The organism is Bowdeniella nasicola, assembly GCF_001907295.1.
Classification (GTDB): Bacteria; Actinomycetota; Actinomycetes; order Actinomycetales; family Actinomycetaceae; genus Bowdeniella; species Bowdeniella nasicola.
In genome coordinates, this window is sequence record NZ_MQVR01000026.1 from 19,428 (window position 1) to 29,671 (window position 10,244).

A 10,244-nucleotide genomic window follows, 5' to 3' on the forward strand; every position below is an offset into this window, starting at 1 on the left:
TCCACGAATCTTCGCAGTGGGCTGAACGTCGCGCTGTGATCTAGTCGGTTGTGGCTATTTCGCGCGCCAAACTCAGCAATGTCACCGCGGGCACTTAGCATGTCCAATGTGTCGACACGTTCTAGCTATACCGCCCGCCACCTCCAGGTCCTGGAAGGACTGGAGGCGGTCCGCAAACGCCCCGGCATGTATATCGGTTCGACCGATTCCCGGGGACTCATGCACTGCGTGTGGGAGATCATCGATAACGGTGTCGACGAAGCGATCGGCGGGTACGCCACGACGATCGAGGTCATCTTGCACGATGACGACTCGGTCGAGGTACGCGATGACGGTCGCGGCATCCCCGTCGACGAGGTCGAAGGGCTCGGCCTGTCGGGCGTCGAGGTGGTGTACACCAAGCTGCATGCCGGCGGTAAGTTCGGCGGCGGCTCCTATGCCGCGTCCGGCGGCCTGCACGGTGTCGGCGCCAGCGTCGTCAACGCCCTGTCTGCCCGCGTCGATGTCGAGGTCGACCGCGGCGGCAAAACCCATGCGATGAGCTTTCGGCGCGGCGAGCCTGGCGAGTTCCGCGACAAGGGGGAGCCGACACCGGAGGCGACCTTTACCCCCTTCACCTCCTCCTCGCGGCTGCGCAGTTTTGGTCGCATCGCCAAAAAGAAGACGGGCACGCGCGTACGGTTCTGGCCGGACCGCCAGATCTTCCCGGAAACCGAACAGTTCTCGTTTTCGAACATCACCGAGCGCGCCCGCCAGACGTCATTCCTGGTCCCCGGTCTCACGCTCATCGTCGAGGACCGACGCGGTGGCGATCCGGTACGCGAGGAGCATCGCCACGATGGCGGCGTCGTCGATTTCGTCGATTTCCTGTCCCACGACTCCCCGGTCACGAACACGTGGCGGCTACGCGAGACCCGCACCTTCACGGAAACTGTCCAGCAGCTCGACCGCTCCGGCCGGCTGAAACCCAAGGACGTGGAGCGGCACTGCACCGTCGATATCGCGCTGCGGTGGGGCAACGGCTTCGACACGTTCGTCCGGTCGTTTGTCAATATCATCGCGACGCCCAAGGGTGGCACGCATATTCAGGGCTTCGAAAACGGATTGGTGAAGACGCTGCGCAAGGCGATCGATACGAATGCGCGCCGCCTGAAGTACAGCGCAAAAGATCCCAAGATCGAAAAGGACGATATCCTTGCGGGCCTGACGGCCGTGGTGACGGTCTCCCTCGAAGAGCCCCAGTTCGAAGGGCAGACCAAGGAGGTCCTTGGCACGTCCCAGGTGCGCGCTATCGTCTCGGGTGTCGTGGAGGATCAGCTCACCGCGTTGCTGACCTCGAGCAAGCGCGACGCGAAGCTCCAGTCCACCCAGCTGATGGAAAAGATCGTGGGGGAGATGCGTGCCCGCGTCTCGGCCCGCATGCATAAGGAGATCTCGCGGCGCAAGAACGCGCTCGAATCCAGCGCGCTACCGGCAAAGCTCGCCGACTGCCGCACCAAGAGCGTCGAGGAATCCGAACTCTTCATCGTCGAGGGTGACTCCGCCCTCGGCACCGCGAAGCTCGCGCGCTCTTCTGAATTCCAAGCGCTGCTGCCGATCCGTGGCAAGATCCTCAACGTGCAAAAGGCGAGTCCGGCCGATATTTTGAAAAACGCCGAATGCTCCTCGATCATCCAGGTCATTGGCGCGGGCTCCGGCCGCACGTTCGACCTCGATGCGGCACGCTACGGCAAGATCATCCTGATGACCGACGCCGACGTCGACGGCGCCCATATTCGCGGGCTGCTGCTCACGCTGTTCTTCCGCTATATGCGCCCGCTGGTCGAGGCTGGACGCGTCTACGCGGCGGTGCCACCGCTGTTCCGGCTCGACATCAACCCCAAGGGGCGGCGCAAGCGCGAAATCCAGTACATCTACTCCGAAGCCGAGCTCGCCCGTACGCTCGCCAAGCTCGAAAAGCAGGGGCGGACCTATAAAGAACCCATTCAGCGGTACAAGGGTCTTGGCGAAATGGATGCCGATCAGCTCTCGGAGACGACCATGGATCCGAAGCATCGGACGCTGCGCCGGATTCAGATCGCTGACGAGGATGCACTCATGACGGCCGAGCGCATTTTCGAGCTCCTCATGGGATCCGAAGTCGCTCCCCGCAAGGAGTTCATCGTTGCCGGAGCGGGACACGTCTCACAGGATCAGATCGACGCCTGACGGTATGCTGGAGCAATACCAGTAGAGATGTCCGAGGAGTGTTACGCGTGGCCGAAAACGGCGAAGTACCGCAGCGGATCCGCTCGCACCACTACCATGAGACACCCGATCGAGCGACGTTCGGGCTGCGCAGCCGATTCCAGCAACTCGCAGAAGCCCGGCGAGCCCGCAAAATAAGCAATGCGGCGATCACGGCCGACCTGTCGGGCGTGGGTGACCTCGCCTGGCGCGAGTTGACCTCGGATGATCTGCCCGCATTGGTGGCGCTCGTCGCCGATGTGGAAGACGTCGAAAACCCGCCTTTCCGCACGACCGAAAGTGAAATCGCGGAACTCTTCGCTCCTGGGTATTCCACTGCGTGCATCGGAGGTTTCGACGGCGATAATCTCCTCGCCTACGGCTTCGTGCGCATTCCCGACTTCGATGCTCCCTTCGAGGTCGCTACACTGTCCGGCACGAGCCACCCCAAACTGCGTGACGGCAGCATCGAACGCGACCTGCTCGGCTGGCAGCTCGATGCCGCTAAATCGTTGATCGCACGCCGGCAGCGTGGCGTGCCCTCCTACATCCAGATCCACGTCGACGAAAACCAGACCGGCTCGCACGAGCTACTCCAAGAATTCGGTTTCGTCACGCACGGGGTCGTCACGCAGATGCGCCGCTCCTTGAACGACGACATGCCGAAGGTGGACCTGCCTTCGCACGTGCGCATCGAGCCATGGACCGAAGAACTCCACGATGCGGTTAAGAAGGTCCATCATCTCGCCTTCGAACAGGCGGGATCCGGCGGCGATGTGAGTCAGAAAGAATGGGCCCGGGCGCGCGAACGCTTCGTTCCCGAATGGTCGTTCGTCGCGGTCGACCGGTCCTCTGATCGCGCACGCATCGCTGGTTATGTCCTAGCGGCCCGGTGGGACGAGGACTGGGCAGCGCTCGGCTGGTCCGAGGGCTACCTCGAGGCGATCGGTGTGCTCGAAGAATGGCGCAGCCAGGGCGTCGCAAAGTCCCTGCTGGTCAAGTCAATGAAGGCAATGAAGGAGGACGGCATGGAATACGCCGGCCTGGACGCCGATGACCAAAACCCTACCGGGGCGCAGCATATCTTCGGGATGCTCGGATTCGAGCCGACGCATTCGACGACGCAGTACGTCCTGCCGCTTTAACCGATCGCGGCGATCGCGCCCGCGGCGACGCTTCCGGAGCCATCACGCCGCTCGTCGGTATCCGGCAGCGCGAGTGCTTGGCCCGCTGAACCCGAGGCCCGCGGATCCAGTCCGACCCATGCGAGGACGAGCCCATCTTGGCTCGCCAGGAGGCGGTGGGCACGTACGCCCATCGTCGCGCGGCCCTTGCCGGGGTAGCGGTCGAGCGGGGTGACCTTCACGTGTTGATCCGTCGTCGGGGCCGCAGAGTTTGCCGCCACTGTGACGACACTGGCCGCGGCGACCTCCGCGTCCGAGACGACGCCCAGGGCGATGACGCGACTGCCGTCGGCGAGCTTGATGCCCGCCATGCCGCCGGCGCCGCGCCCCTGCGGCCGCACCGCACTGGCCGGGAAGTGCAGCAACTGCGCATCGGAGGTGACCAGCACGAGGCGATCATCGTCCGCGTGCGTGCTCGCCGTCGCGACGACGGCGTCATCGTCGCTCAGCGAGACGATATCGAAGGTGTCCGCGTTGCGGGGGAAGTCTTGCGTCGTGAAGCGCTTGATGCGGCCTGAAGAGGTGGCAAGGACGCCAATCGGGGCCTCGGGGGACAGGTCGATCAAACCCACCGGCTTAGTGCCGCTCGGTATCGCGACGAGCTCGCTGATCGGGATGCCGCCCGCGAGGGACGGTGCGGAGCTTGCGAGTGCCAGCGACGGGATATCGAGGACGTTGATGCGCTGGACGCTGCCAGAAGACAGCAGGACGCCGACTTCGCCGTGCGATCGGGAATTCACGACGCTGCGCAGGCCATCGTGTGAGGCGCGCGGCCCCGAGCGCGAGACGGGTGGTGCGTCATCCTCGAGCGGAAGCTGGCCTTCGTCGCTCGTCAGGCCCGCGTCGGGCGTATCGATGCGGGCAAGCAGGCCCGTCGTCGACATGAGGACGGTGCTCGGCACGTCGGGGACCTTAAGCGGCACGGACGGGTCGGCAGCGGTCTTGACTGCGCCTGCCCACTCGAGCAGGACGGTCCGGCGCGGCGTCCCGTATTCGAGCGAGACGCGCGCGAGCTCATCGGAGACGACCTGGCGCAGGCGCTGCTCGGAGCCGAGGATCTCTTCCAACTCGGCGATCTCGCGGGCGAGCTCGTCGGCCTGGCCCTGCAGTTCGATGCGGGAGAACTTCGTGAGGCGGCGCAGGCGCAACTCGAGAATGTACTCGGCCTGCGGCTCCGACAGGTCGAACACCATCATGAGGCGGCTGCGCGCCTCATCGGCGGTCTCGGAGGAACGGATGACCTGGATGATCTCGTCGATATCCGCGATCGCGATGAGCAAGCCCTCGATGAGGTGGAGCCGCTCGCGGCGCTGATCGAGCCGGTATTGGCTGCGGCGGCGCACGACGGTCAGGCGATGGTCGATGTAGACCTGCAGGAGTTCTTTCAGCCCGAGCGTTTGCGGTCGGCCCTCGACGAGCGCGACGTTATTGATCCCGAAGGATTCTTCCAGCGGCGTCGCGCGGTAGAGCTTTTCGAGCACGGCCTCCGGGTTGAAGGCGTTCTTGACCTCGATGACGAGGCGCAGGCCGTGGTGGCGGTCCGTGAGGTCGGTGACGGCAGAGATTCCCGTGACGCGCTTTTTGTCGACGGCGTCCTTGATGCGTTCGATGACGCGTTCGGGACCGACGAGATAGGGCAGCTCGGTGATGACGATGCCCTTCTTGCGGGGCGTGACGTTCTCGATGCGCGCCGTCGCCCGGGTCTTAAACGTTCCGCGGCCACTCGCATAGGCATCGCGGATGCCGTCGAGTCCGACGATCTTGCCGCCGCCCGGAAGGTCGGGGCCCGGGACGAAGTTCATGAGGTCATCGAGCTCGGCATCGGGATGCTCGATGAGGTGACGCGCCGCCGCCACGACCTCACCCAGGTTGTGGGGCGGCATATTCGTCGCCATGCCGACAGCGATACCGGATGCGCCGTTGACGAGCAGGTTGGGGATCGCTGCCGGCAGCACAGAGGGCTGCGTGTACTGGTTGTCGTAGTTCGGGACGAAATCGACGGTGTCTTCCTTGAGCGATTCCGTCATCGCGAGGGCCGCGGGTGCGAGCCGGGCCTCGGTATAACGTGGCGCCGCGGGGCCATCGTCGAGGGACCCGTAGTTACCGTGTCCATCGACCAGCGGCAGCCGCAGGGAAAAATCCTGGGCCATTCGCACGAGGGCGTCATAGATCGCCTGGTCGCCGTGCGGGTGGAGCTTACCCATGACGTCGCCCACGACGCGCGAGGACTTCACGTGGCCCTTATCCGGGCGCAGGCCCAGCTGATCCATTTGGTACAGGATGCGACGCTGCACCGGTTTCAGGCCGTCACGCGCGTCGGGCAGGGCGCGCGCGTAAATCACCGAATAGGCATATTCGAGGAAGGAGGATTCCATCTCGGCGGAGACGTCGATATCGATGATCTTCTCGTCGCGTGCGGGGTCCTCAGGGCGGGTAGGCATAACGCGATTATCCGCAATTTCGTGCCATAAGCCGGTGCGCAACACCGCAACCGTGGCAATTACTCGCGTTAGGCTGGGCACATGGCGTCAGACGTTCGGTATCCGTCCCAATGGGAAGCTGACGTTGTCTTGCGCGATGGCGCGACGATGCACATCCGGCCCGTGACGCCCGCCGACGAGGAGCACTTCCGCTCACTGCATTCTGGCCAGTCCGACTCCTCGATCTACTACCGGTTTTTCGCTCCGCGCGCGAACCTCAGCGAGAAGGACATCGCCGACTTCCTGCACGTTGACCAAGAGCGCGACGTCTCCCTCGCCCTGTTCGAGGGGCGCGGTGAGAACGCCACGATGGCCGCGATCGGCGGCTTCAATACGACGCGCGATTCGGTCGCGGAGGTAGCGTTCTACGTCGCCGATTCGCAGCACGGGCGGGGATTGGGCTCGGTCCTGCTCGACCACCTGGCGGCCGCAGCCCGCGAGGTCGGGGTCCACACGTTCGAAGCGTTCGTGCTGCCGCAAAACCGCAAAATGATCAACGTCTTTAAAGACGCCGGATATCGCCTCACGACGTCGCTAAACGATGGCGTCATCGAGGTCCTCGTCGATCTGCGGTCCACGACGGAGGCCTGGCGCGTCATGATGCAGCGCGAACAGCACTCCGAGGCCCTCGCAATGGAAGCCCTCATGGCGCCGACTGGATTTGTCCTCGTCGACGAGGACGGCCGGCTCGAACCCCTCGAGTGGCGCCTGGCCAGTCAGGGCGCCGATGTCGTCGCGGCCGACACCGAAGACCTCGCGGGGCGGTTGGCGCTCGTCGCGTGTCCAACCGATCGGCTCTCGGACATCCTGGACGGGCTCGGCTCCCGTGGCGTGCGCGCCACGATCGTCTATTCAGGTCACCACATCGTCGACTCCGAGACCTCGCTGCGCCTGCTGCGCACCGCGCGCTCGCACGGGATGCGGCTGCTCGGGCCAGCCTCCCACGGCATCGTTACCGCCGACGGGATCGACCTGACGCTCTCGGAGAGCGTTCCCACGGGCGGCGACATCGACCTGTTCGTCCAAAGCGCCGAGGTCGGCATCCGCCTGACTAGCAGTTTCCGCCGCTCCGGCCTTGCCCTGAACACGATGGTCGCGGCCGGGCATCGCCTCGATATTTCCGGCAACGACACGATGCAGTTTTGGGCGGCGCATCCGGGCCATGGTCCCGCCGTTATCTGCCTGGATACCGTCGGTAACGCCCGAAAGTTCACGCGTATTGCCCGCCACCTTGCCACCCAGCGGCCGATTCTCGCGCTCATCACGCCCGGTGCCGGCTCCGATATGCTTCCGGGCCACCTCGTCTCGACGTCGGCCGAAGGGCCGCGGGTCCTGCACCATATCCTCGACCAGTCCGGCATCATCGCGACGCGCTCGCCGCGGGAGCTTGTTGATCTGACTCGGGTGCTCGCACAGCAGGGTCCGCCGGCGGGTACCCGGCTCGGCATTATCTCCTCCTCGGCCGCGCTGTTGACGACGATCACCGCCAGCGCCCACCGCTATGGCCTGGAGGTGACCGGCTCGCGCGATCTTGACCTCGTCGCACCCGAGATCGATCAGGCCGCTCTTTCGGACCTGCAGGGCGCCTGCGATGCCGTCGTCGTCGCGCTCACGGCACTGACCGCTTCGCAGGCCGCTCGTCTCGATGACCTCTGCCGGGAGCTCATGGCGACGCCCCCACTCGTGCCGTGGGTCGCAGTGCTCGGCGGGATCAATGATCCTCCCATGACGAGCGTGCCGCTGATCGAGGACACCGAAAACGCCGTCGCCCTCATCGCGCGCCTCGCACACGCGCAAGTCAAGCGCAGCCAACTGGCCGACGCCCAGCTCATAGACATCGAAGGCATCCAGCTGACGGAGGCGCGCGCCTTCGTCCACGAGCGGGCCGACGCCGAGGCGGTCCAGCTCACGCAAGACGAGTCCCTCGAATTGCTCGCTTGCTACGGCATCAACGCGCTGCGGGCGATCACGGCGACAGATGAGGACACGAGCGTCGCGGACGCACGGGAGCTCGGCTATCCCGTCGTCTTAAAATCCAGCCAGAAGGCGCTACGCCACCGCGCGGACCTCGGCGGCGTAGTACTGGACCTGTCCGATGACGACGCCGTCGTCTCCGCGGCCCGCCGGTTCGTGCGTCGCGGCGAGCAGAGCTGGGACGTGCAGCGGATGGCCCCCGCGGGAGCGGCCTGTGTCATTAGCGCCTGGGAGGACCGCCTGTACGGTCCCGTCATCTCGTTCGCGCTCGCCGGGGACGCCGAAGAGATCTTGCATGATATTTCCTATCGCATCGCGCCGCTCACGACCGCCGACGCACGCCACATCATTGGGGAAGTGAAAACGGCCGTCCGGCTGCGTGGCTATCGGGGCCTGCCCACCCTCGACGAGGAGCGTCTCGCGGACCTCATCGGGCGGATCTCCCTGTTGAAGGATGACCTTTCCGATGTCAGCCGGATCCGGCTGCACCCGGTCATCGTCGGGGAAGAGGAAGTGCACGTCGCCGGCGCCGAGATCTGGGTGCAGCAGCGGCGCCGACACGATGATGCGCGCCGCGCCCTGCCCACCCCGAATCCGGATCGGGCACGCTAGATGTCACAATGGACCCCATGACCTCTTCTCCCTGCTCGTTCGCTGACGTGACCTCCGAACTCAGTCAAGCGGCCTTCCATCCCGCAGCGATGGAAGGCTATTTGAAGGACTGCCTGTTCGACGAGGACATCCTCGGGTACTTCGCGGGCGCGCAGATGACGTTCGACCGGGGGAGCGTGGCGCGTTATGCGAACCTGTTCGTCGTCACGCCGACGCGGCTCATCCACATCTACGCCTCCGACCTGCCGTTCCCGGAATCCGAGCAGGACGTTCACGTGCAGGTTCAGACGATTCCGCTGAAGAATCTCACCGGCATCGAGGCGATCTATGGACACCCGGCGACCGGCGGTAGCGCGGGCGACCTCGTCCTCGTCATCGGCTGGGGCGTGAACTCGCGTATCGCCATCGATTTTGGTGCGTGTGAAGACCCGGAGTGCGGCGGCAACCATGGCAATGGCGGAGTGTCGCAAGAAGACATCGTCATCCGCGTCAGTGCGGAGGCCGATGGCGCCGATCGACTCGACTCGGCGCTCGAGTTCGCGCGCGTGCTCCGGCGCGCCCAGTTTGAGTCGATCCGATGACCGAGCTGCGGCAGGTCTTCGCGGCGGCAGCACATGGCGCCGGCTATCGCCCGAGCGATGGCGGCAGCTGGGCCGAGTCCGCGCAGGCGCTCGAATTGCCGGCCGCCTCGCGGTACGTTGTCGTCCTGATCGATGGTATGGGCCTGGAGCTTCTTGAAGCGCGCCGCGGCCACATCCCCTTCATGCGGCGCCGCTTGGGTACCGCCCTCACCTCGACGTTCCCGTCGACGACGGCCTGCGCGATCACGAGTTTCGCGACGGGTGAGCGACCCGGACACACGGGCATGGTGGGCTTTACCGCGCGCGAACCCGACAGCCAGAGCCGCATCCAACTCCTGTCGTTCGCCGACTCGCCGGTGACGCCGGAGGCATGGCAACGCTGCCCAACGATCGCCGAGCGTGCCACCCCGAGCGGCGAGATCGTCTCGGTAGGGCCGGAGAAGTTCCGCGATTCCGGTCTCACGCGTGCCGCCTGGCGGGGCATGCGTGCCGTCTTTGCCGAGACCTTCGAGGACCGGATTGGCGCGGTCGTGCGCGAGCTACGCGCGGGGGCCTCGCTCGTCTACCTGTATTGGGCGGACCTCGACCATGTGGGACACGTCGAGGGCTGGTCCTCGGAAGCCTGGATCGCGGAAGTCGAGCGCGTCGACGCTGCCCTCAGCTCACTGGCGTCCCGCCTGCCGAAGGACACGGCCCTAATCGTTACCGCGGACCACGGCATGGTCGACATCGACCGCCGGCTTGATCTTGCCGACTTTTCTGGCAGTGCGGCACTGATGTCGACGGGGGAGGAGCGAGTGTTGCAGCTGTTCTTCGAGCCCGGAACAAACGCCGAGCAGATGCTCCACGACCTCGCGGCCTGGTGCGGCGAGTCCGTCGAGGTGTGGGACCGCACCCGGCTGCTCACGGCCTTTGACCCGGTCGCCGACCACGTCTCGCCGCGGATCGGGGACGCAGCCCTCATCGCCAAGGGCACGTGGGGGATTAGTGACTCGCGCTGGATGAGCGATGCCAATATGCGCCTGGTCGGCGCGCACGGCTCGATCAGTTCAGCAGAAGTGAGTGTCCCGCTGATTATCGAACACGTCTAGTTGTAGTTCCCCGTGAGGTTGTGAACGCGTTCTGATGGAGTAAGACCACCGATCCCGGTATGGGGTCTGTGATGATTGTAGTGATGAAGCCAGGCG

Annotated in this window: 7 protein-coding genes; 5 read left to right on the top strand and 2 right to left on the bottom strand. The window is 65.2% G+C overall.

The features are described from left to right. The first annotated feature begins 99 nt into the window (after positions 1-99). Both BSZ39_RS05840 and BSZ39_RS05845 read left to right on the top strand, forming a co-directional pair. Complete coding sequence (locus tag BSZ39_RS05840; RefSeq protein ID WP_073716436.1) at positions 100-2,208, top strand: DNA gyrase/topoisomerase IV subunit B; 2,109 nt, start codon at positions 100-102, stop codon at positions 2,206-2,208. Positions 2,209-2,255: 47 nt separating this feature from the next. After that, the gene (locus BSZ39_RS05845) at positions 2,256-3,371 is read left to right on the top strand and encodes a GNAT family N-acetyltransferase (protein WP_073716437.1); all 1,116 of its coding nucleotides are present in this window, start codon (positions 2,256-2,258) and stop codon (positions 3,369-3,371) included. Here BSZ39_RS05845 and BSZ39_RS05850 read toward each other — a convergent pair. Next, positions 3,368-5,851 (bottom strand): DNA gyrase/topoisomerase IV subunit A, encoded by a 2,484-nt coding sequence (locus tag BSZ39_RS05850; protein ID WP_073716438.1) that lies wholly within the window; start codon positions 5,849-5,851, stop codon positions 3,368-3,370. The genes BSZ39_RS05845 and BSZ39_RS05850 overlap by 4 nt on opposite strands. 81 nt (positions 5,852-5,932) lie before the next feature. Between BSZ39_RS05850 and BSZ39_RS05855 the strand changes: the two genes are divergently transcribed. Genes BSZ39_RS05855 through BSZ39_RS05865 form a run of 3 tightly spaced genes read left to right on the top strand, consistent with a single transcriptional unit; the run spans position 5,933 to position 10,148 of the window. Beyond that, positions 5,933-8,476, top strand: a complete 2,544-nt coding sequence (locus tag BSZ39_RS05855) for a GNAT family N-acetyltransferase (protein WP_083602981.1) — start codon at positions 5,933-5,935, stop codon at positions 8,474-8,476. 17 nt (positions 8,477-8,493) lie between these two features. Beyond that, positions 8,494-9,057, top strand: a complete 564-nt coding sequence (locus tag BSZ39_RS05860; RefSeq protein ID WP_073716440.1) for a DUF5998 family protein — start codon at positions 8,494-8,496, stop codon at positions 9,055-9,057. Next, positions 9,054-10,148: an alkaline phosphatase family protein gene (locus BSZ39_RS05865; protein ID WP_083602982.1), complete on the top strand. Its 1,095-nt coding sequence runs from the start codon at positions 9,054-9,056 to the stop codon at positions 10,146-10,148. Before BSZ39_RS05860 ends, BSZ39_RS05865 begins: the two co-directional genes overlap by 4 nt. Here BSZ39_RS05865 and BSZ39_RS05870 read toward each other — a convergent pair. Further along, a partial coding sequence (locus tag BSZ39_RS05870; RefSeq protein WP_143180396.1) for an integrase core domain-containing protein occupies positions 10,145-10,244 on the bottom strand: 100 nt, incomplete at its 5' end. The two genes, BSZ39_RS05865 and BSZ39_RS05870, sit on opposite strands and share 4 nt — an antisense overlap.